Source organism: Fontibacillus phaseoli, assembly GCF_003337355.1.
In the GTDB taxonomy this organism is placed as follows: domain Bacteria; phylum Bacillota; class Bacilli; order Paenibacillales; family Paenibacillaceae; genus Fontibacillus; species Fontibacillus phaseoli.
The window spans coordinates 456,421-480,501 of the sequence record NZ_QPJW01000003.1 but is presented as its reverse complement, the minus strand read 5'-3'; the positions used below and the strand labels follow the sequence as shown (position 1 = coordinate 480,501).

Here is a 24,081-nt window from a genome sequence, read left to right as displayed (position 1 = left end):
AACAACAGAGTTGCAGCGGTGAGGTGATAGGCGTGGAAGCGGTGACCTATTCGTTATACGGTAGTGATGCCAAAGGAACGGATAAATATTATGAAGATATAGAACGATTTACGGATGAGGTGATTCGCAGGCTGGAGAAAGAACCGGCGGTAAGTCAGTTTAGCAGTTATGCTGCGATCCGGCATAGTGATAGCGGAGATCCGCTTGTTCATGGATTGGAGTTCTTGATGCTGGGCGTGCTTTGGATAAGTTACGGCAGCCGGGCAGCATTCATTCATAAATACGGAGGCAAATTGCTAGCGGGGGTCTACGGTTGGAAAACCAGGGGTGACCGCATCAGAGCCATAATCGAACGTACCAAAGGGACGCTGAATCCCTTTCTCCTGCGGGGCCCTCAGCAAGTGGAGCCGAAAGTGAGCATGAACCGGTTCGCTGATTTGATCGGGTGGCTTCAGGCCACCGGCGAGTTTGAGCAGGAAAGCCGCAGGATGTCAGAGTGGCTTGTTTTTCTGAAAAGTAGATCCCGGGAAGACGGCAAACGAAAGCTATCCCAGGCGGTGACCTTCGGAAAATGGTTTGAAGCCCGAAGCCGGGAAGTCTTGGGGCGGCACACAGCAAATGTGGAGCTGTACATCGACAAGAACAACCAGCGGCTCAAATGGAAGGAAAACATGATTTTCTGTACCCGCGGCCGGGCGGAATATCACCTCAATATGGTCGGTGCGGAAATCATGAACCGGGCGTTTCGGGAGAAATTTTTGAATACGGAACAAAAGAGAGTGCTGCTTCCAATCTGCATGAGAGAAAAAGGAGAGGCGGGCTGTAGAGCAGTTGAGTCGGAACATGGCTATGTATGCCGGAGCTGTAGCAAGGACTGTCAGGTCAAAATTATCTCCGATCTCGGCAAGAAGCATGATTTTCAAGTGTTCATGATCCCGCATGCCTCGACGGCCTTCGGCCGGCAGTCTATTCAACCCGGGAAGGTTGGCATCGTCGGCGTGGCCTGCATCCTCAATCTGGTTTCCGGGGGATATCAGGCCAAACGGTTAGGATATGAACCGCAATGCGTGCTCTTGAATTATAGCGGCTGCATCAAGCATTGGCATGAAACCGGAGTGGTAACGGACATCGATCTTAGCCGATTACTAAACCGTATCCAGGTTGGGACGACTGGATAAGATGAACTAAAGATATCTTTTTCGATAATTCATCTAGGGTCGTCCCGACATTGACATAGATTTTCCCTTCCGAAGTTAGCTCGTAAGCCTTAACCGTTTATACCGCAGACGGGATATTCCCCGAAAGGTTGCACAAGCCGGTAGTTCATTTTTAAAATAGAAGGATAGGACCAACAGAGAGGGGCAAAATCTATGACCCTGCAGCAACTGAAATATGTCATCGAGGTAGCGGGCCGCGGCTCCATGAACGAGGCGGCCAAGCGGCTGTTCATCTCTCAGCCCAGCCTTTCCAATGCGATCAAGGATTTGGAGGACGAGATCCGGATCACGATATTTGAACGTACCAATAAGGGGATTTCCTTGACGAACGAAGGCTCGGAATTTTTAAGCTATGCCCGCCAGGTCGTCGAGCAGGCGGAACTGCTGGAGAACCGCTACCTTAACGGCAAGCTGCCGCCGCAGCACTTTTCGGTTTCCACCCAGCACTATGCATTTGCAGTGAATGCCTTTGTGAACCTGGTGCGGGAATACGGGCATGAGGAATACGAGCTGGCGCTACGGGAGACGAAAACGTATGAAATCATTGAGGACGTGAAATCGCGGCGCAGCGAGATAGGCATTCTATACCTGAACGACTTCAATGCCAAAGTCATTAATAAGCTGTTAAAAGATGCTGGCCTTCAGTTCAACAGTTTATTCGCGGCGAAGCCGCATATTTTCATCAGCATTCAAAATCCGCTAGCCAAGCAGGCGATCGTCACGATCGACCAATTGCAGGAATATCCGTATTTATCGTTCGAGCAGGGGGAGTACAATTCATTTCATTTTTCCGAGGAAATCCTCAGCACTTTGTCCCATCCGAAAAGCATTCGGGTCAATGACCGGGCGACGCTGTTCAACTTGCTGATCGGGCTGAACGGATACACGATTTCTACAGGGGTCCTCAGCTCGGATCTCAACGGAAACGAAATTATTCCGGTTCCGCTAGATTGCGGCGAAAGTATTAACGTCGGATGGATTTGCCATAAAAATGCGGCGCTCTCCAAATTGGCACTGGCTTATGTTGAGGCTTTGGAGGAGTCGGTGGAAAGTACGAAGGGTTAACCGATATTCCAAATCATGGATTATCAAAACGTTAAATATAGATTAGAATTGTTATAGTAACCAAGAAACGGAGGGATGTCATGCAGCATGAAGAACAAGCCGGTTGGAAAGCAGAGAAGGGTTTGAGGACCCGGTGGGGGAAAGAGATGTATCTGCTGAGCGTGCTTCCGGAATATCCGCGGCCCCGGAGGGCAAGGGACGAGTGGGTGAATCTGAACGGCGGCTGGAATCATCTGCACATTTCATCTCCCCCAATTTTGTAAGCGCAATCAAAGTGGAGGAGGACAAACATAACGCATTGGGAAGGAACGAACATTTCCACCGGGATAACTTCTACAAAGAATTAAAAGAAATGATTGACGCCCTTTATAATGTGCCGTGCCGGCTCGGATGCAAAATCCGATTAACACGCAAGCCGTCCTGCACTATAACCGCAGCGGGATTAAAGGGTTTATACATAAAGTATGGAATTATTATAAATAACCTAATTTATATCCAGAGATGAAGGGTGACTTCGGATGACCGTTCTAAAGGAGATACTTCTCCAGTTGTTTCTTGCCCTGATGCCATTTCTGATGTTTAGTGTTTACTACCGGGACCAACCCCGGAATTTTACAAAGAAGTTTATAGTCATCACCGGCCTCATCAGTCTGTTTCTTTCCATGACCTTCGGAGCGAGCGCGGTGAGCGGGTATTTTTTCGATATCAGGTACGTCATTGTCTTTTTTGGACTGATCTTCGGCGGCTTACAGGCAGGGATCATTCTGCTTCTGGAGTTTGTGTTGTACCGTTTGTATTTGGGCGGTGACGGAACGGGCTTGGCGATGCTGATTATGACCATTATGTTTCCCTTGTCGCTTCTTCTGTGGAAGCTTTATCTGAATTCACGGCGGAAAATGCCCGTCATCTTATTGGCCGGCTCCGTCTTCTCCCTCATTTCTCTTCTTCTTGTGTACTTACATAATCCCGATTCGATTGAACATAATTTGATGTTTTATATTGTAGTTATACCGGCCCAAAATTTTATCGGCAGCTGGTTACTGATCTCCTTATTCCAAAAAGCTGTAATCGAAAAGGAAGTTGTCATTAATTATGCGCAAAATGAAAAGGTTGAAATGATCAGCCAGGTTGCGGCATCGCTGGTCCATGAAGTGCGGAATCCGCTAACGGCCGTGAAGGGGTTTCTGAAACTGATCCGCGAGTCTGCCTTGGAACGCGACCGGGTTCATCGTTACATCGATATTTGCGTAAGCGAATTGGAACGCACGGAATATATACTTTCCGAATATCTTTCTATGTCAAAGCCTTTGAAAGATCATCAGGAATCTACGGATCTGCGCCATCTTTTGCGAGCCACCTTGGAAGTCATGCGTCCCTATGCGAATATGAACAATGTCGGATTGGAAGAGCATTATTCTGCCGGTCCCGTCTGGATTTTGGCCAATCCCGAGAAAACCAAACAAGTGCTTATGAACTTGATTAAAAATGCGATTGAAGCGTGTTACGATATCCCGGACGGGAAGGTTTCCCTGGATCTAACTGCGACGAACGGCAAAGCCACCCTGATCATTGAAGACAACGGAATCGGAATGACGGAGGATCAGATCGACCGGCTCGGCTCCGTCTTTTTTTCCACCAAATCAAAGGGAACGGGACTGGGGCTCTCCTTCTCGTATCAGGCGATTCGGGCGATGGGAGGTACGGTATCTTTGAAGAGTGTTCATCGGGCGGGGACCCGGTTTACGATCATGTTACCTCTTTCCGAACAAGCGGCGGGTTGATTTCCCGTCCGGGAAATGGGCTAAAACGGCCTGCTCCGGCATATCCATGGGATATAGAGGAGCGTGAAGAGCTTGGACAAGATTGTAGAACGATATTATCAAGTGAAGCAAACCCAAAAGGAGCTGGAACAGGAGCTGGCGGATCTGCGTCAGGCCATTCTGGACTACTGCCGGGAGCGGGAGACGATGAATCTGGACCTTGATACCCATGTGGTGAAGCTTGTTTCCCAAAACCGCAGGGAATACGATGAACAAAAACTGTACGAGGTCCTGCCGGACCTGGAGCTGTGGCGCATGTTATCCAAACCGGATTCCGCCAAAATCGCGAGCCTGGTCAAACTGAATGTGATCGCGGAAGAGAAAATCAAAGATACCTATACGCTTAAACCCGTAACGGTGCTGCAGGTGGATAAGAAGTAAAGAAGCTGGACGATTTCATTAAATATCGGAATAGCAGTATAAATAAGAGGCCGCGGAGAGCAATCTTCGGCTTTTTTATTTATGCATTTACGCAAAGTCCGGCCGGAGCTTATTGGAGGGAAAGTGGATCCAATCAGTAAAATATGACAATTTAACACGTGTTAAATTGGAGATTGACTTGATGATATAACCATACTATATTGGGTTTGTAAACACGTGTTAATCGAAAGAGGGAGACTCGTGAAAAAAACGGGAATCAACAGTAACGAAATTGCCAGGCTGGCGGGTGTTTCCCGGAGTACCGTTAGCCGGGTCATCAACAATTACCCCAACGTTCCTGAAGCCACCCGGGAAAAGGTGCTGCAGGTCATCGGAAAATACGGCTACGTGCCGAACCTGTCCGCGCAAATAATGGTAGGAAAAAAAACAAGGACGATCGGGTTGTTTATGATTTCCCCGGACCTGGTATCGACGGATATGTTGAGTAATCTGCTCATTACGCGCGTTATTGAAAGCGCCTCCTTGCGCGGGCATTACGTGCTTACCCACATCATCCGCCATACGCAGGACCCCGAGGAGCATCGGATGGTTAAGGATTCGTTTCACCAAAAGCGGATCGACGGCGGGATTTTTATCGGTGCAGCGAATTATGAGCCGTTGGTCGAAGAACTGATCAAGGAGGGCCATATCGTCGGCATTGTGGATCAGCATTTGCCTGGCCGCCTCGAACCGAACCGGATTGTCAGCAATTTCGACAACAGAAACGGCATTTCGGAAGGGGTCGAGTATTTGGTGCAGCTCGGTCATCGAGATATCGCGTTTATCAGCGGCGACCCTTTGCGGCTTTCGGGCCCGGAAAAATACGAGGCCTTCGTAGCGGTCATGGCGGCCCATGGGCTGTCCGTGCATCCGGAATGGATCGTTCCCGGCGATTTTTCGGAGGAGAGCGGCTATGCGGCAACCGCGCAGTGGCTAATGCAAGTCCGCAAGCTGCCGACTGCCATTTTCGCCGTGAATGACAGCGTCGCCTTCGGGGCGCTGCGGGCGTTGTCCGAGAAAGGGCTTAGGGTTCCTGAAGACATTTCGCTGCTTGGCTTTGACGATCACCTTCTAAGTTCCCGGATTGTGCCGGCGTTATCGACCATTCATGTCGATTTCTCCGGCATGATGGATGAACTGACCGAGGCTGTAATCCACGGAATTCAGGAAACTCCAGTCCAGCCGGTTGCCCTGCTCGCGGGCACCTCCCTGGTTATCCGAGATTCATGCCGGAAGGTCTGAGACCCAGACATTTTTTTACTTGAGGAGAGATGAACAATGGGACAAAGCATACTCGGAACGCGGATGATTACGCAAATCGGAATTATTGTGCAGGATATTGAGGCAGTTTCGCAAGCCTATGCCGAATTTTTAGGTGTGGAGAAGCCCACCTGGTCCTGGACCGATCCCGTGGAAGTTGCACGGACGGAATATATGGGGCAGCCCTCCCCCGGTCGTGCCAAGCTGTCTTTCTTTGATTGCGGGCAGTTGCAGATTGAACTGATTGAACCGGATGACCAACCTAGCACTTGGCGCGATTATTTAAACGAGCATGGAGAAGGACCGCATCATATCGCTTTTGTCGTTGACGGTATGAAGGAAAAGGTGATGCTGCTGGAGAAACACGGGATGTCTCTGGCGCAAAAAGGAGAATACCCCGGAGGCCGTTATGCGTATTTGGATGCCACCCGCGATTTGAAGCTTTGGATCGAACTGCTGGAGAACAACAAATGAAGATCCTCGTGACGGGTGCTAACCGGGGATTGGGACTGGAGATCGTAAAGGAAGCGCTGCGCCGAGGCCATGAGGTGGCAGCGGGAGTCAGGACGCCGGACGAAGGCGCGAAAGCCTTGGATGAACTGCTTCCCTCGGCTCAGGGGCAGCTTATTCTTTTGGAATTGGACGTAAACGAGGAAATCTCGATCATGACTGCCAAAGAGCAAATCGGGAGAACCTGGGACGGCTTGGATGTCCTGATCAATAATGCGGGTATTTTGCTTGCCCGTGATCAGCGCATCGAAGAGCTGGATTTCATGGCTATGGACCGCACGATGCGGACGAATCTGTACGGGCCGATGAAAATGGCCAAGTATTTTCTGCCGCTGATGTATGGAAGTGCCCGGCCTGCTATTATAAACGTGTAGTCCGAAGCGGGCTCCTTCCATAGCGCTTATGGGAGCGACTATCCGTACGCGTTGTCCAAGAACGCGCTCAACTATTTTACGGCCCAGCTTCGAAACGGACTGGCATCCCAAGGCTTCATGGTCCTGGCCCTCCATCCGGGCTGGATCCAGACGGACATGGGCGGTTCGCAGGCCCCGGGCAATCCGATGGATACCGCGCGCGGCATCATGGATCTGCTGGAAGGAAAGATGGAAGCACAGGAGGCTTGGATGATCGACCATAAAGGCGATCCGATGCCTTTTTGAGAATCGGGGCGTGACGGAAATGCGCGCGACGACTTGTAACTTCAAAACGTTTGACAGATCTTGTAAACCTGAGTACAGTTATAAATAATAGAATAGAAAGTCCACTAGGGGAGCCGTATTCGGCTGAGACAAGAATCGATCTTGGACCCTTTGAACCTGATCTAGTTCGTACTAGCGTAGGAAAGTGGAGCCGGCCTTTTACATCTTCATGCAGATTGGTTGCTTAGTTCACGCAGATGAAGCCGCTCCGTTTCCGGGGCGGCTTTTTTGGTGCCTTTTTGTACCGAATGGTAAAACTAATGAATCTCCGCGCAAGTAGTTGAAAGAGGGACGACGTTCAAAGGGGACGGATGGGGCGGTAATGGGACGCGCGGTCCCGCTAGCGGTACTTTCGGTTCTTAACGTCATTTTTTCGGAGGTGGAAAAAGGTGAGTTTCTCTGAAGAGCTTCGCCGCGAGGCGGACGGCTTGTTCCAGGCTATCTTTGAACATCCCTTTATACGGGGCATCGCGGAAGGAAAGCTGGGCCGGGAACAGTTGATTCATTACGTCAAACAGGATTATGAATATTTGAATGCCTATATGCGGATTTACGGTATTGCGATTTCAAAATGTTCCCGGCGCGAGGATATCGCGATTTTTCAAGAGCAGATTCATTTTATTTTGCATAGCGAGGTTCATCCGCATCAAAATTTCTGCACGGCGGCCGGGGTGACATACGAGGCATTGCAGGGTTATCCGCTAGCTCCGTCTGCGCACCATTACATTCGGCATATGTTGACGGTGGCCCATGAAGGCAGCCTTGGTGAAATTATGGCGGTACTGCTGCCGTGTCCCTGGACGTATCTGGAGATCGGCCAAACCTTAATGGAGGAAGTACGACCCGATGATTATCATCCGTTCCGCGACTGGATTTCTTTTTATGGAGATCAGGCAGGAGATGCTACCGCAAAAATGCGGATGCAGGTGGATGCGTGGGCGGACGCGGCTACCGCTGCTGAACGCGGGCGAATGAAGGATCATTTTATGCATAGCTGTCAATTGGAATATATGTTCTGGGACATGGCTTACAAGCAGGAGGTATGGCCGGTTCCGATGAAGGCCCCGGTGCTGTGAGCGCTGATTTTTTGGTGGAAGTCAAGGGCGATCCTCAATTTTAAACCAAGTGAGAGGTAGATGAATACGAGTATGCTGGAAAAAGAGCTGTCTTATCTCCTGACGAAAATGCAAAAAGCAAAGCCGCTCGTTCACAACATGACCAATGTGGTCGTAACCAATTTTACGGCAAACGGGCTTTATGCGCTGGGCGCTTCGCCGGTGATGGCCTATGCTCCCGAAGAGGTTGCCGATATGGCCAAAGTTGCGGGAGCCCTGGTGCTGAATATCGGAACTTTGACCGGCGAACTGGTGGATACGATGGTGATTGCCGGGCTTTCCGCCAATGCAAACGGGGTACCGGTGTTGCTCGATCCCGTTGGAGCGGGAGCAATCCGGTTCCGGACGGAATCCGCGCTGCGGATTTTACGGGAGGTCAAGATTTCGCTGGTGCGCGGCAATGCGGCTGAAATTGCCCATCTCGTCGGTGAAGCCCGGGAAATCAAGGGTGTGGACGCCGGGGAAAGCGGGAGCTACGACAATGCCTGCCTGGCCGTACGGGCCGCGCAGGAACTGGGAACCGTCGTAGCTATTACCGGGCGCGAAGATGTCATCACCGACGGGAGGCTGTGCCGGGTGATCAGCGGCGGAGACGCGCTGCTGACCCAGGTGACCGGCACGGGATGCCTGTTGACGTCGGTGTTGGGCGCTTTTGCGGCGGTCGAGCAGGATTTGCTGCTTGCCGGAACGGCCGGGCTGGCCTTCTACGGCACGGCGGCTTCCCGCGCCGCCGAGCGAACGGCTGCATTCGGGCCGGGCAGCTTCCAGACCGCCTTCCTGGACGAGCTGGCGAAGCTGCATCCGCATTCGCTGAAGGGCTACGCCGCCGTTCGGGAAATCCAGGCGGTGTCTGCAGGAGGCCTGTCGTGACCGGCCTCCGTATTTCAAAAGCGCTGACGATCGCCGGATCGGACAGCGGCGGCGGAGCCGGGATCCAGGCCGACCTCAAAACGTTCCAGGAACTGGACGTTTACGGGATGTCGGCCATTACGGCAGTGACCGTGCAGAATACGCTCGGCGTCAGCGGAGTTTACCCGCTGCCGCCGGAGGCGGCGGCTGAGCAAATCCGGTCGGTCGGCTCCGACCTCGGCGTCGATGCGGTGAAGACGGGGATGCTGTTTGACGCCGGCATCATCCGGGCCGTTTCCGCCGAAATCAGAAAATTCGGCTGGGAGCGGGTCGTCGTCGATCCGGTGATGATTGCGAAAGGCGGCGCTGAATTGTTGCGGCAGGAAGCGGTCCTTGCGCTAAAAGAGGAGCTGCTTCCTTTGGCCCTGGTAGTCACACCGAATATCCCCGAGGCGGAAGTATTGGCCGGGATGGCGATTCGTACGATGCAGGACCGGAGGGAGGCTGCCAAAATCATCAGCGCTATGGGACCGAAGCTGGTCGTGATCAAGGGCGGACATGACGGGGGCGACGGGGGTGTCGGGAATGTGGGGAATGCCGTGAATACCGTGAATGGCGCTAATGGTGAAAAAGCCGGGAATGATGGGCATGAAGGAATTTATGAGCGCGGAGATAGCGGCAACATGGAGGTCGTTGATCTGATATATAACGGCGGCAACTTTACGGAATTGAGCGGGAAGAGAATACCCACGGTCCATACGCACGGAACGGGCTGTACCTTTTCCGCCGCACTAACCGCGGGTCTAGCCAAGGGCTTGCCTGCGCCGGAAGCGATTGTAATCGCCCGGGACTTCATTCAGGCGGCGATTGAGGACGTCCTGGCTTTGGGCCATGGGCACGGCCCGACCAATCACTGGGCGTACCGCCGGAGAATGGCGGTGTCTGCAAGATGAGTCGGGAGAATGGCAGTAGCGGGAGAATCTCTCCTGCGAGAATGCGGGAATTGTTACGGATGTATCTCGTTATCGGCAGCGTGAATTGCTTTGCGGAACCGCTCCGCGTGGTGGAGGAGGCCTTGGCCGGCGGCGTTACCCTGGTCCAGTTCCGCGAAAAAGGACCGGGCGCACTCACCGGAGACGCCCGGCTGGCGCTGGCGCTCCAACTGCAGGCAGCTTGCCGCCGGGCTGAAGTTCCTTTCATCATCAACGACGATGTGGACCTGGCCCTGGAAATCGGGGCCGATGGGGTCCACATCGGACAAGATGATGAAGCAGCGGACACGGCCCGCTCGAGAATCGGCGACCGGCTGTTAGGCGTGTCCGCCCACACCGCCGAAGAAGTCCGGCTCGCGGACCGGCAAGGTGCGGATTATCTGGGCATCGGCCCGATCTATCCGACCGTATCCAAAGCCGACGCCCATGCCGTGCAGGGGCCGGGCATTCTCCGCGAATTGCGCGGCCAAGGGATCGCGTTGCCCATGGTCGGCATCGGCGGAATCACCGCCGCGCTCGCCGGCGAAGTTGTCAGCGCGGGCGCGGACGGAGTCGCCGTGATTTCGGCGGTCACCGCAATGCCCGCAGGGGAAATCCGCACGGCGGTGCAGCGGATCAGGGAACAGGTGGGCATACGCTAAGCGTTGGCCTGACTCCACTTTGCTCTAACGGACATGAGGGCCCTTATTGTTCCGAAAAACGGCGTTCTCAAAATCTAACGGACATCAGAGCCCTTAACGGAGCGCTGAAGTCCTGTTTGACGCCGATTTTACATTTTAACGGCTCCTGTGTCCGTTAGATTTTCTCAATCCCCAATTTCGCGAGATTAAGGTCCGCTGTGTCCGTTAGAGTTTACTCCAGATCACCATAAGTTACTCCAAGGCATTTAAGCATTAGCTAGACTTCCTCCGCTAATGTTTCCATCGAACTCGACCACACCGTCCCTCATCCGTTTTCCGCCGTGCATAACTAGTCGCGCCAAGCACATGCCCCATCAAGCCGTACAACAGCACGTTTCAAATATTTGGTAGTTACTCGAAGCATCCCCGCTTCTGATTCCGCTTTTATTTCGGATTTACTTTTTACGGTTTTCACCAGGGAACGTCATTCTAACGACGGGACGGAGGGAGATACGGCTGATAAAAAATCTTTCGAGATTTATCCCATGGATGGTAGAGATTGAATCGGAATTTGGGTAGTATATTTGGTTAATAGCTCTATTCCGTGTACGGCCCGCGAGGTTCAGGTTGCGGATGACCGGCGGCGGGCTAAAGCTGCGAGAAAAGCTCGGAGTTGCAACAACAGCAGCAGAAGCAGAAAAGCAAAAAATAGGCACATCCATAGAAGACCATATTTTATCCTACAAGGGAGAGTGAAAATATGTTTAGTATCGTCGTTCGAATATTCGAAGGCATCCGGACGGTGCTGCTGGGAGGTGCCCTGTTTAAGCTTGGGCAGGAATCGTATGATGCGGATACGCAGAAGGATAGTTTCCAGTTGCAAATTTTTCGAATTGCTGGATCAAGAATTGAAACGGGTCAAGGATTGCCTCGATCAGGTCATTGCCCGCCGTTCGGAGAATTTTTTCAGCTTCCTGACTTTAATCCGGAGTGGTAAGGGGAAGGCATGATTCCGTAGAGATCCAATCCAACTAGAAAAGCATATGGTTACTAATTACATAAGGCACCCTATGTGGAAGATTATGGTGAATAGAGATCGACGAAAGCCAACGCTTTTAAAACCGGCGTACAAACCATGACAAAACTGATCACGAAAAAATAAAGGATTTCGGCAAACAAGCCGCGTATTCGGTTAAAAGTTTCGAGAACAAAGTGGCCAAGGGGCTGTCCTCCGCTTCAAAAGGTCTCCTGCTCGTGAATATGGCACGGTCAGACGATTTACAGAGTAAGCTGAAAAACCTGGACCCGGACATCGAATCGAGAACAAGCCAAATCGTCAACGAGGCGTAACGGGTCGCCTCCGGGGTGTTGCGTACCTACAGGGAGTCCAACGTTCAAAACCAGGTACGACTAGTGCAGAAGTCCTGCGACGGGGTCAGAGAACCCAGCAGAAGCATTTCATTTCGGCGGAACCGGGCCGGAAAATCACCTGGCTGACCATCGCTAGGGAACAGTATATAAAACTTGAATCAATGATTAAAAGCGGAACTCACAACGGGAAATTATAGGTTCGGAGTCATATTGTATTGACATCAAAAATCAGGATAATTAATATAGAATTATGGAATTAGCACTCTGAGCGTTAGAGTGCTAATATAATGTTTAGCTAAGGAAAGGAGAACTAATCATGGCAAAGAAGCAGTTTAAAGCGGAATCGAAACGATTGCTGGAAATGATGATCAACTCCATATACACGCAAAGGGAAATTTTCCTGAGAGAGCTCATTTCCAACAGCAGCGACGCCATCGACAAAATCTATTACAAGGCGTTGACGGACGAGAACCTCACCTTTAATAAGGACGACTATTTCATCAAACTGACCGTCGACAAGGAGAACCGTACACTAAGCATTTCCGATACGGGGATCGGCATGACGAAGGAAGACCTGGAAAACAACCTCGGCATTATTGCCAACAGCGGCTCGTTCGCCTTCAAGAACGAGAACGAGGCGAAGGACGGCCACAACATCATCGGCCAATTCGGGGTCGGCTTCTATTCCGCCTTCATGGTGGCGGATACGGTGACCGTAATCAGCCGCGCATTGGGGAGCGAGGAGGCCTATAGATGGGAGTCCACCGGGGCGGACGGCTACACGATAGACGTTGCCGATAAGGATACCGTCGGGACGGACATTATTTTGACAATCAAGCAAAACACCGAGGACGACCAGTATGACGAGTATTTGGAAGAGTACCGGCTGAAATCGATCGTTAAGAAATATTCCGATTTTATCCGTTACCCGATCAAAATGGATGTGACCTCCCATCGCCCGAAGGAAGGTAGCGAAGGGGAATTCGAAGAATTCCGCGAAGAGCAAACCGTCAACAGCATGGTGCCGATCTGGCGGAAAAACAAAAGCGAACTGACGGATGAGGATTACGAGAATTTCTACATGGAGAAGCGTTACGGTTTTGACAAGCCGGTATCGCATATCCATATCAAAGCGGACGGGGCGGTCGTCTACAATGCCATCCTGTTCATTCCGGAAAGAACGCCGTTCGATTACTACACCAAGGAATATGAAAAAGGGCTGGAGCTCTATTCCAACGGCGTGTTGATCATGGACAAGTGCGGAGATTTGCTCCCGGACTATTTCAGCTTCGTTAAAGGGATGGTCGACTCGGAAGACCTGTCGCTGAACATTTCGCGTGAGATGCTGCAGCATGACCGTCAGTTGAAACTGATCGCGAAGAACATCCAGAGTAAGATCAAGAGCCAACTGCAGACCTTGCTTAAAGACGATCGCGAGAAATACGAGCAGTTTTACGAGGCGTTCGGCCGGCAGTTGAAATTCGGCGTTTACAATGACTACGGCATGAACAAGGAAGTATTGCAAGACCTGCTGATGTTTACCTCTTCCAAAGAGAAAAAGCCGGTTACCCTGGACGAATACGTCTCCAGAATGCCGGAAGACCAGAAATATATTTACTATGCGTCCGGCGAATCCGTGGATCGGCTGGAAAAACTGCCGCAAACCGAAATGGTGCTCGACAAAGGCTATGAAATTCTGTACTTTACGGACGATATCGACGAATTTGCGATCAAGATGATCCTGAACTATAAGGAGAAGGAATTCAAATCGGTATCCAGCGGCGATCTTGGCATTGAGTCCGAGGATGACAAGCAAGAAGATAAAGAGGCTGAAAGCGCGAATAAGGATTTGTTCGAAGCGATGAATTCGCTACTCTCCGGCAAGGTAAAATCGGTTAAGGCTTCGAAACGCCTTAAAACCCATCCGGTCTGCTTGTCCGCTGAAGGCGAAGTCTCGATCGAAATGGAAAAAGTGCTGAACGCTATGCCTAACGGCCAGGAGGTCAAGGCGGACAAAGTTCTTGAAATCAACGTGAATCATGACGTGTTCAAATCCTTGAAAGAGGCGTTCGAGAACGACAAGGATAAATTGGGTCTGTATACCAGCCTGCTATATAACCAAGCCCTGTTGATCGAAGGCCTGCCGATCGAGGATCCGGTAGAATTCACGAACAATATTTGCAAAGTGATGGCCTAGGCCGCGCAAAACGATTATATTAGTAATAACCCGTCACGGGCTTGTCCATGACGGGTTATTTTTTTGCATACTTAGATTACTTGAGAGAGTTGGAGCGTGTGACCGATGTGGGCCATCATAGCAATTTTAGGACTAGTGCTGTTTTTGATTTGTATTCCGGCTTTTGTTTACGCTTTGAAAAAAAAGAAAAAAGGCGGTATTGCTGTCTACGCCGTAATGGCGGGTATCGGCTATTGCATTCTATTATTCGGCGGACTTGAAGCCGTCAGCGAACACAAAGCCGCACAAGCCAGTGAAGCGAAGCACACGACGGGAGAGGCTGTGGAGGAAACCAAGCCAACACAGTCGGCCAGTAAGCTATCCGGCGCAGCCAAGCCTGCCGGTATTGCTGAAAAATCCGCCGAAAAAAAGGCGGAACTGGAGTCACGGGAGGCTGAACCGGAGAATAGCCCCAATATGCCGGACGAAATCATCAGCGACGAAATTCCGGATGAGGTGGAGCCTGCCGGGGAGAGTTCTTCCTTGCCGGAGCAATTGACGGCCTCGGGCGGCATTGGGGATACGCTCTCCGTGTTGGAAGACGAGTTCGGATATAACTCGGGTGACGAGAAGCAGGCGTCATTTAAAAGAGGTGCAGTGATTGCGGCTTTGCATCCTCCTACAAAGCGGGCCTACAAGATCGAGTACGGGTTTGTCGGCGATGTCGCAGGGGCTCTTTCCGCCATCAGCGACATGATTCCTGCCGATTCCGTGCAGTTGGATATGAGGGTAGGCAATGACAAGGTGATGATCAGCTATCGCAGCGAAATGCTGTCCCAAGGTATTCAGCAGAGCGATTTTGTGGCGTCGTTTAACGTCAGTAAAGTCGGCAATGACAAGTTGGCGAGTTACATCAGCATAAGCCCCGGGACGTTCACGAGCACCAAGGGCACGGAATAAAGACAAAATGTAAAGCCGATCCGAAATCATCTCGATGATATCGGACCGGCTTTTTTTGCTTCGTTGCCGGTCAGCAGAAGAAAGATGAATAAACTGGCGGACATGAACCGGAGCCGAAAATACGCTGAATGCCATGTGAAATAAATAACCGTTAAATTCTTCGAAAACGGATTTACTTTTCCTGAATAAGGCTATATCTTTTTTACAGGACCTCAACGTCTGAAATTGAAATCCCTTGCAAGCAAGCGACACCTAGAAAGACATGGGAGCGAAAAGGAATGAACAAAAAATGGCTTGTATTTATCATAGGGGCGACCCTGCTGATTTTTTTGCTCCCGGTTTACAGGGTAGTGCAAGAATATGCCTTTACTTCCCAGCCTGAGGCGAGTCGCGGGTGGCTCGACCTCAGTAGTTGGAACTTTGACGAAGACGGTGTGGTCAAGCTGGACGGGGAATGGGAATTTTATCGCAATCAGCTGCTGACTCCGGAGGATTTCGCCGCGGCTGCTACGCCTGAGGATGACTCGCCGCAGCTCACCGGAATATTTACTTTGCCGGGAAAATGGAATAAATACATAAGCCCGGACGGCAGGCCATCCGCCGAAGGCTACGCAACGTTCCGGTTGAAGGTCAAGGTTGCCGGAGAAGAGAGTAAGCTTTACGGGATTCATACCGAGAATATTCGGACGGCGAACCGTATTTTTATGAATGGACAAGAGGTAGGGGCCAGCGGAGTGACGGGACGCTCCACAAGTGAGGAACGCCCAAACAACATTCCTTACGCCGGGTTCGCCGCCGTTTCAGGGGACGAAATACAAATCCTTGTTCAGGTCTCCAACCATATATACTCATCCGGCGGCGTGTTTACCCCGATCCTGTTCGGGGATCAGCATGCCTTGATGAGCGAAAGGGATCGTGCGCTGTTATCCGACTGGATCACATTGGCGGGATTCCTTATTCCAGCCTTGTTTTTCGCAGGCCTGTATTGGCTCCGAAGGGAGTCTTCATTGCTTTATTTGGCGCTATTTTGCATTGCCGCCATGATGCATGTGTTGACCCATGGGGAAAAGGTATTGTCGATGTTCTTGCCCGACCTGCCTTATGCATGGTTTTTGAAAATGCAAATGTTTATTTCGGCCTTCATTTATTTTTTCCTGCTGCACTATGTTGCTGCCGTCATTCCGAATGCGGTACATAAAATAGCCATGCGGTTATGTAATGGGATTACCGTTTTGACTGTCGCCACTGCGATAATTCTTCCCCCGGTTCTGTTTTCTCGGCTGGAGCCGGCCATACTCTTGTTTTCCATAACCGGTATCGTTTATACCTCGTACGTTCTGTTCCGGAGCATTATGGAGCGGCACGAAGACATGGTTTTCTTCCTCGTCGGCGTGATGAGCCTGCTGCTGACGATTGCGGCTTATTTATTTAGCTTGTTCGGTTATGAGAGCCTGGCGTTTGTTCCCAGTCTGATGCTTATGTTCGTGATCACGCAAGCGCTGCTGATTGCCCGGAGATTTGACAGATCTTTTGCCGAAGTGGAAAGCTTATCCCGAAAACTGCTGATCGTGGACGGCCTTAAAGATGAATTTATGGCGAATACCTCGCGCGAGCTCCGGACGCCTCTGCACGGCATGATCAATATAGCGCAATCCCTGCTCGAAGGGACGTCAGGCAAAGTAAATCCGGAGCAAGCCAACGATCTGTCGATGATCGTTACGGCCGGGAAACGTCTCTCGGTGCAAATAAACGATATTCTTGATTTTGTGAAGCTCAAACACGAGGACATAGCGCTCAGGCGTGAGCCCGTCGATCTGAAGGCGGTAACCCGATCGGTCATGGAAGTTATTTTTCTTTTATCGGGATCCAAAAATATCGTGTTTGAGCACAATTGGCCGGACAATTTGCCGTGGCTGGATACGGACGAGGACAGACTCCATCAAATTTTGTACAATTTGCTCGGGAATGCCGTTAAATTTACCGATCAGGGGATTATCCGGGTCAGCGCGTCTGCCGCAAACGGGCAAGTCACCATCTCCGTGGAAGATACGGGAATCGGCATCGCCAAAGAACGGCTTGACGATATTTTCAAATCGTTCGATGAGACCGCCGCAGGCCATGAAGACAGGGGCCTTGGCCTTGGCATATCCAAGAAGCTCGTGGAACTCGGGGGCGGCACAATTTGGGCGGAATCCGAGCTTGGCCGGGGTTCGGTGTTTTATTTTACGCTCCCTTCGATTCCGGCTGCCCGGCCTCCGGTTCAAAGTGTCCCGGATCGGATTAGCGAAGTTATAGCGGCAGAACAGAGTGAGTTTCATGAAGGAGAACCTAAAGGGGAACAGTTCATCATTCTGACGGTCGATGATGATCCGATGAACCAGAAGGTGCTACACCATTTATTATCCATAGAGAACTATTCCTTAATCGAGGCCTACAACGGGACCGAAGCGTTGGAACAGCTGCGCAACGGAAGACGGGTTGATCTGGTCATCGCGGACTGGATGATGCCTGGCATGACGGGGGTGGAATTGTGCAGGGAAATTCGCAGCCGATACTCGTTGTTTGAACTGCCCGTGCTGCTCCTGACTTCAAGAAGTTTGCCGGAGGACGTTCAAATCGGCTTTCAAGCCGGAGTGAACGATTTTCTGCGGAAACCGGTCGATGCCAACGAATTAAGGGCAAGGGTCCGTACTTTGCTGGAATTGCGCAAATCGGTTCAGACGGCGATATCGTCGGAAATGGCCTTTTTACAGGCACAGATCAAGCCTCATTTTTTGTTCAATGCCTTAAATACAGTCCTATCCTTTCTTCCTTCCGATCCGGATGCCGCTTCACGGCTTCTGTTTGAGTTAAGCCGATATTTGCGCGGCAGCTTCGATTTTCAAAACAGGGATCAACTGGTCACGCTGGAAAAAGAGATGACTTTAGTACAATCTTATTTACGTTTGGAGCAAGCTCGGTTTCAAGAGCGCCTTGAAGTAAGGCTGGAGCTTACGGCCGATATGACGTTGCTGATTCCCCCGCTCAGCATCCAGCCGATTGTGGAAAACGCGGTGAGGCACGGCATCATGCAAAAGCAAGGCGGTGGTCTGGTCCATCTCTCGATCCGGGAGGAGGGGGACCTCATTTGCGTCACTGTCCGGGATAACGGTGTGGGAATCCCGCCTGATGTGATCGATTCCCTGTTATCGGGGACCAGCGGTCACGGAGGCGTGGGATTGCGAAATATTCACACCCGGCTGCTCACTTTATACGGAGAGGGTCTGACCATTGAAAGCCGCGAAGAGATGGGGACCCAGGTTCGATTCGGGGTAAAAAAGATGAAGGAAAGCTACAGGCGGTCAGCCGGAGATGGGGAGTGACGGGATTGAAGGCGATATTGATCGATGATGAAAATCCGGCGCTGATGCAGTTGGAACGGCTGATCGAGGCCGACGGGCGCGTCCGGGTTGCGGGCAAGTACACACAGGCTCAATCCGCTATGGAACATTTGGAGGCTGAGAAAGCCGAAGTGATCTTTTTGGATATCGAGATGCCCGAAATGAATGGCCTGGAGGCGGCGGAACGGTTAAGGATGATCGATCCGGATGTGTTGATTGTGTACGTAACGGCGTATAACCATTACGCGGTGGAGGCGTTCGAACGAAACGCGCTGGATTATTTGCTCAAACCGGTGGAGCCGGAACGTTTAGCCAAGACGGTCAATCGGCTCGAAGCGCAGCTCTTGCTTCAAAAAAGCGCCGTTCAAGAGAAGGATTCCAAAGAACCGATGATTCTTTGTTTTAAGCAATTGTCCTGGAACGAGAACCAGGGGGCGGGCGGCGAGATCAAATGGAGAACCCAGAAGGCTCAGGAAATGTTCGCCTTTCTGGTGCACCATCGGAATAAGCGGGTGACCAAGGAAATCATCCTGCGAACCCTGTGGCCCGAGCTTCCGGTCGACAAAGCGGTGACCCAGCTTCATACCTCGGTCTATCAAGTAAGGAAAATACTGAAGTCCAGAGGCAGCGGAATACGGGTGGACTATGCTTACGACAGTTACCGGCTTGTCATGGGCAACGTGCAGACAGACGTTGACTTGTTCCAGCAGGTTGCGGGCAGGCAAGAAGTTGTCACCCTTCGGGAATGGGAGAGCCTGGATCGTGCATTGTCTTTGTACCGTGGGGATTATCTGGAGGAACATGATTATTTTTGGGCAAAGCCGCTTGCGGAGGAGCTGCGTCTGAAGTTTATCAAAGCCAGTCTTCTCTCCGTGGAATATGAACGGAAAACGGGGAAAGAACTGCGGGCAATACAGCGGATGGAGGCGTTGATTCTCCTTGAACCGTTCTCCGAGGAATTGTGCCGGATGCTTATAGCGCTTTATGCGAGCTCGGGCAATTACGCTTCGCTAGTCCGCTATTATGAGGCTTTCGTTTTATTTCTCAGGGAAGAATTGGATACGTCCCCGGAGGATCAGACGGCGCAGTTGTACAAAAACTTGATGTCTTACTAGCGATGGAATCCGCGAAAATAGCGCGCCTAACCGTTCGCCTGCCCATGCCCGCTATGATACACTGGGATAAGAAACCATCAGCAAGGAGAATGAATAGCATGCCGCTTGAAATTGAACGGAAATTTTTGCTTCCGGAATATCCGAAAGCGCTGATTGAAGAAGGCGCTGTTCTCATTACTCGAGAACAAGTTATTGACCAGACCTATTTGGCACTTGACGGCGAACAGGAACTGCGGGTCCGCAAAATCAAAGATCTTGCCACCGGGGAATTGAAGTATACTCATACTTTCAAGCGGGGATTCGGTTTGGCCCGTGAGGAAGTGGAGTATGATATATCGGCTGGACTATACGAGCAAATGATCCATATCCGCCGCGCAGTGCCGCTGGTTAAAAAACGGATCACGGCAAGCTGGAATGGCGTCTCGATCGAAATCGACGATTACCGTCAAATCAACATGCTGGTGCTGGAAGTGGAATTCGGTTCGGAAGAGGAAGCCCTGAATTTTGACCCGCCAGGATGGTTCGGACCGGATATCAGCACGGACAAACAATACAGCAACAAGAAAGTTTGGCGGGACCTTCAAAGCAAGTGGTGAAGGTGCGAAGCAAAGCCTAGCAAATCAAGGGTCAAAAAAATGAGCCGCAAGAAAGTCCGTTCCCGGTAGGGGGCGGGCTTTTTTAATGATATTAATGACAAAATCGGTGATGGAATGGGACAAAATCGGTCATGTACAATCTCATTCCTGGAGTATATATTGATATCGATAATCATTATCAATAAACCTTAGCGGGAGGTCAAGAAATGAAAAGCTTCAACATGATCATGGCGTTGATTTTGGCACTGGCCGTAGCAGGTTGCACTGCCAATTCAAATAGCGCGGGAACGGAAAACCGGGGAACGGAAGGAGGCAATACGGCGAAGTCCGTTCAGGCTGCCGAGGGCGAAGCGACCGGAGGAGATGGCGGTCAGGGCCCGAGAACGATTGAGCATGCCCTGGGAACGGTGACGCTGGAGAAAAAGCCGGAGCGGGTCGTAGTTCTGTTTAACGGAATGGTGGACATCACGGCTGCTCTTGAAGTCAAACCGGTAGGCGCGGTCGAATCGTGGGAGCAAAAGCCTTGGTACGAGTTTTTACGGGACAAAATGGAGGGTGTGAAAGATCTAGGCGAGGAAAACCAGCCGAACCTGGAAGCGATCGTGGCCTTGAAGCCAGACTTGATCATCGGTACGAAAACGCGGCATGAGAAAATTTATCCGCAATTGAAAGACATTGCGCCGACGCTGATTACGGAAGAGATATTTGACTGGAAGGACAATTTGGAGATCGGGGCCAAAGCGTTGTACATGGATGAGGAGGCGGCGAAGCTTATCGCTGACTGGGATGACAGGGTGGCGGATTTCAAGACGAAGGCCGGGGATAGCCTAAAGGATACGGAGGTATCAATCGTCCGGTTCGAAAAGGACGGGAGCGCGCGATTCTATGTCACAGGGTTTGCCGGAACCATCTTCCAGGAGCTGGGCATCGGCCGGCCTGAAGCCCAACGGGTTGAGGGCAAGGCGGTGGTCAATCTGACTTCCAAGGAGCAGATGGCTCAGTTGGACGGGGATTATATTTTTGACATTACACGCATCAGTCCGGATGATCCCAGCACAGAAAACACAAGAAACGACTGGACTTCCCATCCGTTGTGGAGCACCCTGAACGGCGTGAAAAACGGGAAGCATATCGAGGTCGATGTCATTACCTGGAACTTGAGCGGCGGAGTGTTGGCGGCCAATTCCATGCTCGATGATGTGTACGCCTATTTCGATATCAAATAAATGATGACCGGAGAGAGTGCAACCATGAAGATGGAGGCTATGCGAGGATGGAGGGCAGCAGGCTTGGGCTTGGGAATCGCGGCGCTGCTTTCGGCCATGCTGGGTAGCATTATGCTGGGGGCTACGAATTACAGCTTCGGTACCGCTTGGGATTCCCTGTTCCATTATGACGCCGGCATCACGGAGCAGATCATCATTCGCACGACCCGGGTACCAAGGGCTCTGATCGCTGCCGTCATCGGCGCCAGCCTGGCCGTAGCCGGGGCGCTGATGCAGACGCTGACCCGCAACCCGCTTGCTTCGCCCAGCGTGTTGGGCGTCAATGCCGGGGCCGGATTCTTTGTCGTCGGCGCGGCGGTCCTGTTCTCCGTGTCCAGCCTTCCTGTTCTAATGTGGGCGTCTTTCGTGGGCGCAGCGGCGGCTACCGTTACCGTATACGTTCTCGGTTCCGCCGGTCGGGAAGGATTGACCCCACTCAAGATCGTGCTGGCCGGGGCGGCATTGACCGCGCTGTTCTCTTCGTTCACGCAGGGGATTTTGGCGTTGGATAAGCAAGGGCTGAGCACCGTGCTGTTCTGGCTTACCGGCACGATCGCGGGCCGCTCTCCCGAGCTGCTGGCTACCGTGGCCCCGTATATGATGCTCTGCTGGGCGGTGGCCTGGATGCTCGGCAAAAGCATGAACGTGCTGCTTATGGGCGAGGACACCGCCAAAGGATTAGGGCAGAGGACCGCCGCCTTGAAAATCGGGATGGGGGCGATCGTGGTCGTATTGGCCGGGGGCTCGGTCTCCATTGCCGGTCCGATCGGTTTTATCGGCATCGTCGTGCCGCATGTTGCCCGGCACATCGCCGGTATCGATCATCGATGGTTGATTCCTTATTGCGGTGTGCTGGGAGCGGTACTGCTTCTGCTAGCCGATATCGCGGCTCGTTACATCATGATTCCCGAGGAAATGCCGGTCGGCGTCATGACCGCGGTCATCGGCGCTCCGTTCTTTATGTACCTTGCCCGGAGAGGGATTGGCAAATCATGAACAAGAGAAGATGGATTTCGGGCTGCACGCTGTTCGCCTGCCTCGTTATCGCCGCTCTGGCCAGCGCTTGCCTGGGGGATACATTCATCTCCCCCGGAAACGTGCTGCGCAGCCTGACCGGGGCCGGTCCGGAGGCGGATGCCATGATTGTGCAGAAATTACGGCTGCCTCGGCTGCTGATCGCCATGCTGGCCGGAGCTTCCCTGGCGGCTGCCGGGACCTTGCTGCAAGCGGTAGCCCGTAATCCGATGGCATCGCCTGAAATTCTGGGGATCACGGGCGGAGCTTCGGCGGCAGCGGTCGCGTTCTTGACCTATGGAGTCGGCGTAATCGGCATTCGCTGGCTGCCGGTATCCGCTCTGGCCGGAGCGGCAGCCGCCGCATTCGTCCTCTACGTATTCGCCTGGAAAAAGGGAGTGACCCCGTTCCGCCTGATCCTTATCGGCGTGGGGATGTCGTCTCTGATGTCGGCGGCCACGACGATGATGATCGTCTTTAATCCGCGCAATGATGCAGGGCAGGCGTACACCTGGCTGACGGGTTCCGTCTACGGGGCGAACTGGCAGCATGTCTTGCTGCTGTTACCGTGGACCGTCCTTTTGCTGCCGCTGTCCATGCTGCTGAGGCGTCATGTCAATATTTCGCAATTGGGCGACGATATCGCCACCAGCAGCGGGAGCCGGGTGCAACTGACCCGATTGCTTCAGATTCTTCTCAGCGTCGCTTTGGCCGGTTCGGCGGTATCGGTCGCCGGGGCGATCGGCTTCGTCGGCCTGCTCGCGCCGCACATGGCCCGCAAAATCGTCGGCGCCGATTTCGGGCGGGTGCTGCCGGTATCCGCGCTGCTGGGCGCCCTGATTGTTATGCTGGCCGATTTGGCGGGCAGGACGCTGTTCCTGCCGTTGGATGTGCCGGCAGGGGTATTTACGGCAGCAATCGGCGCTCCGTTCTTCATTTATTTGCTTTATGCGGGCAGAAATCAATAGGAGGGGATGGCATGGTTCAAGCAAAAGACATCGAAGTCTGTGAAGGAAAACAGGGATTAGACCCGAAGAAGCGGCCCGTGGCGGAATTGATTATGGCGCGCCGCTCGGTCCGGGTATTCAAACCGGATCCGGTGAAGCGCGAGGAGATCATCGATCTGCTGAACGTAGCCGTATGGGCACCCAATCATGGGAACCGGCAACCTTGGCGGTTCATACTGGTCATGGATGAAGCACGGACGGCATTTGCGGATGCCGTCCTCCGAACCTACACCGCCGAGGAGCGGGAAAAGGTCGGAGCCCAGAGACACGCCTATTTGGCCGGCGTTCCGGCCCAGCTTATCGTTCTGCAGCAGGAGGATCCCCGGCCGAAACAACGGGAAGAGGACTTTGGTGCCGTGTGCTGCCTGATCCAGAATTTTCAACTGGCTGCCTGGGAGCAGGGGCTTGGGGTCGTATGGAAAACCAATCCTTACATCCATGACCCGCGTTTTCGCTCGGACCTGGGGATTCAGCCGGGTGAAAAAGTGATAGGCGTCCTGCTGGCGGGGTACGCGGAGGCCGTTCCTCCGGCAAGGCCACGGGAGGCGGCGGAAAGCAGACTGACGGTCTTGGACCATTTTCCGCTTTCCAAATGATGCAAAATCCTTTAAAATCATTGATAATCATTATC

General features: G+C 52.3%; 23 protein-coding genes and 1 riboswitch. All 23 genes read left to right on the top strand.

The features are described 5' to 3' along the window. Nucleotides 1-32 precede the first annotated feature (32 nt). Nucleotides 33-1,178, top strand: coding sequence for a DUF116 domain-containing protein (locus DFP94_RS12235; RefSeq protein WP_114496745.1), 1,146 nt, complete (start codon nucleotides 33-35; stop codon nucleotides 1,176-1,178). A 192-nt stretch (nucleotides 1,179-1,370) separates the two neighbouring features. Beyond that, nucleotides 1,371-2,282: a LysR family transcriptional regulator gene (locus DFP94_RS12230; protein ID WP_114496744.1), complete on the top strand. Its 912-nt coding sequence runs from the start codon at nucleotides 1,371-1,373 to the stop codon at nucleotides 2,280-2,282. Nucleotides 2,283-2,362: 80 nt separating this feature from the next. Next, complete coding sequence (locus DFP94_RS12225; RefSeq protein ID WP_114496743.1) at nucleotides 2,363-2,545, top strand: hypothetical protein; 183 nt, start codon at nucleotides 2,363-2,365, stop codon at nucleotides 2,543-2,545. A 255-nt stretch (nucleotides 2,546-2,800) separates the two neighbouring features. Then, nucleotides 2,801-4,063, top strand: a complete 1,263-nt coding sequence (locus DFP94_RS12215) for an ATP-binding protein (protein WP_114496741.1) — start codon at nucleotides 2,801-2,803, stop codon at nucleotides 4,061-4,063. 72 nt (nucleotides 4,064-4,135) lie between these two features. After that, nucleotides 4,136-4,483, top strand: coding sequence for a hypothetical protein (locus DFP94_RS12210; RefSeq protein WP_114496740.1), 348 nt, complete (start codon nucleotides 4,136-4,138; stop codon nucleotides 4,481-4,483). 240 nt (nucleotides 4,484-4,723) lie between these two features. Beyond that, nucleotides 4,724-5,764 (top strand): LacI family DNA-binding transcriptional regulator, encoded by a 1,041-nt coding sequence (locus DFP94_RS12205; RefSeq protein ID WP_114496739.1) that lies wholly within the window; start codon nucleotides 4,724-4,726, stop codon nucleotides 5,762-5,764. A gap of 36 nt (nucleotides 5,765-5,800) precedes the next feature. Beyond that, entirely contained in the window at nucleotides 5,801-6,256 is a 456-nt protein-coding gene (locus DFP94_RS12200; protein WP_114496738.1) for a VOC family protein, read from the top strand. Beyond that, entirely contained in the window at nucleotides 6,253-6,666 is a 414-nt protein-coding gene (locus tag DFP94_RS26040) for an SDR family NAD(P)-dependent oxidoreductase (RefSeq protein WP_245954756.1), read from the top strand. Before DFP94_RS12200 ends, DFP94_RS26040 begins: the two co-directional genes overlap by 4 nt. Before the next feature lie 51 nt (nucleotides 6,667-6,717). Then, the gene (locus DFP94_RS26035; RefSeq protein WP_245954755.1) at nucleotides 6,718-6,951 is read left to right on the top strand and encodes a Rossmann-fold NAD(P)-binding domain-containing protein; all 234 of its coding nucleotides are present in this window, start codon (nucleotides 6,718-6,720) and stop codon (nucleotides 6,949-6,951) included. 96 nt (nucleotides 6,952-7,047) lie between these two features. After that, nucleotides 7,048-7,151: riboswitch (TPP riboswitch) on the top strand. A 228-nt stretch (nucleotides 7,152-7,379) separates the two neighbouring features. Continuing rightward, nucleotides 7,380-8,066, top strand: a complete 687-nt coding sequence (tenA, locus tag DFP94_RS12190) for a thiaminase II (RefSeq protein WP_114496737.1) — start codon at nucleotides 7,380-7,382, stop codon at nucleotides 8,064-8,066. A 60-nt stretch (nucleotides 8,067-8,126) separates the two neighbouring features. Continuing rightward, complete coding sequence (gene thiM, locus DFP94_RS12185) at nucleotides 8,127-8,975, top strand: hydroxyethylthiazole kinase (RefSeq protein ID WP_147273852.1); 849 nt, start codon at nucleotides 8,127-8,129, stop codon at nucleotides 8,973-8,975. Further along, nucleotides 8,972-9,907, top strand: a complete 936-nt coding sequence (thiD, locus tag DFP94_RS12180; protein WP_114496735.1) for a bifunctional hydroxymethylpyrimidine kinase/phosphomethylpyrimidine kinase — start codon at nucleotides 8,972-8,974, stop codon at nucleotides 9,905-9,907. The genes thiM and thiD overlap by 4 nt, the downstream gene beginning before the upstream one ends. After that, a complete protein-coding gene (gene thiE / locus DFP94_RS12175; protein ID WP_114496734.1) occupies nucleotides 9,904-10,587 on the top strand; it encodes a thiamine phosphate synthase in 684 nt (227 codons plus the stop codon). The genes thiD and thiE overlap by 4 nt, the downstream gene beginning before the upstream one ends. Before the next feature lie 739 nt (nucleotides 10,588-11,326). Continuing rightward, on the top strand, nucleotides 11,327-11,563 hold the full coding sequence (locus DFP94_RS12170) for a hypothetical protein (RefSeq protein WP_114496733.1): 237 nt from the start codon (nucleotides 11,327-11,329) through the stop codon (nucleotides 11,561-11,563). Nucleotides 11,564-12,253: 690 nt separating this feature from the next. Next, nucleotides 12,254-14,134, top strand: a complete 1,881-nt coding sequence (gene htpG / locus DFP94_RS12165) for a molecular chaperone HtpG (RefSeq protein WP_114496732.1) — start codon at nucleotides 12,254-12,256, stop codon at nucleotides 14,132-14,134. Between the two features lie 105 nt (nucleotides 14,135-14,239). Beyond that, the gene (locus DFP94_RS12160; RefSeq protein WP_114496731.1) at nucleotides 14,240-15,073 is read left to right on the top strand and encodes a hypothetical protein; all 834 of its coding nucleotides are present in this window, start codon (nucleotides 14,240-14,242) and stop codon (nucleotides 15,071-15,073) included. Nucleotides 15,074-15,351: 278 nt separating this feature from the next. Then, entirely contained in the window at nucleotides 15,352-18,435 is a 3,084-nt protein-coding gene (locus tag DFP94_RS12155) for a hybrid sensor histidine kinase/response regulator (RefSeq protein WP_114496730.1), read from the top strand. Beyond that, nucleotides 18,432-19,568: a response regulator gene (locus DFP94_RS12150; RefSeq protein ID WP_245954753.1), complete on the top strand. Its 1,137-nt coding sequence runs from the start codon at nucleotides 18,432-18,434 to the stop codon at nucleotides 19,566-19,568. Before DFP94_RS12155 ends, DFP94_RS12150 begins: the two co-directional genes overlap by 4 nt. A 98-nt stretch (nucleotides 19,569-19,666) precedes the next feature. Next, on the top strand, nucleotides 19,667-20,164 hold the full coding sequence (locus DFP94_RS12145) for a CYTH domain-containing protein (RefSeq protein WP_114496729.1): 498 nt from the start codon (nucleotides 19,667-19,669) through the stop codon (nucleotides 20,162-20,164). Nucleotides 20,165-20,370: 206 nt separating this feature from the next. Continuing rightward, nucleotides 20,371-21,390: an ABC transporter substrate-binding protein gene (locus DFP94_RS12140; RefSeq protein WP_114496728.1), complete on the top strand. Its 1,020-nt coding sequence runs from the start codon at nucleotides 20,371-20,373 to the stop codon at nucleotides 21,388-21,390. A 24-nt stretch (nucleotides 21,391-21,414) separates the two neighbouring features. Continuing rightward, nucleotides 21,415-22,425 carry a FecCD family ABC transporter permease gene (locus DFP94_RS12135; RefSeq protein ID WP_114496727.1) on the top strand — a complete coding sequence of 337 codons (1,011 nt, stop codon included), beginning with the start codon at nucleotides 21,415-21,417 and terminating at the stop codon, nucleotides 22,423-22,425. After that, entirely contained in the window at nucleotides 22,422-23,411 is a 990-nt protein-coding gene (locus DFP94_RS12130) for a FecCD family ABC transporter permease (RefSeq protein WP_114496726.1), read from the top strand. Before DFP94_RS12135 ends, DFP94_RS12130 begins: the two co-directional genes overlap by 4 nt. 11 nt (nucleotides 23,412-23,422) lie before the next feature. Continuing rightward, a complete protein-coding gene (locus DFP94_RS12125) occupies nucleotides 23,423-24,046 on the top strand; it encodes a nitroreductase family protein (RefSeq protein WP_114496725.1) in 624 nt (207 codons plus the stop codon). Nucleotides 24,047-24,081 lie beyond the last annotated feature (35 nt).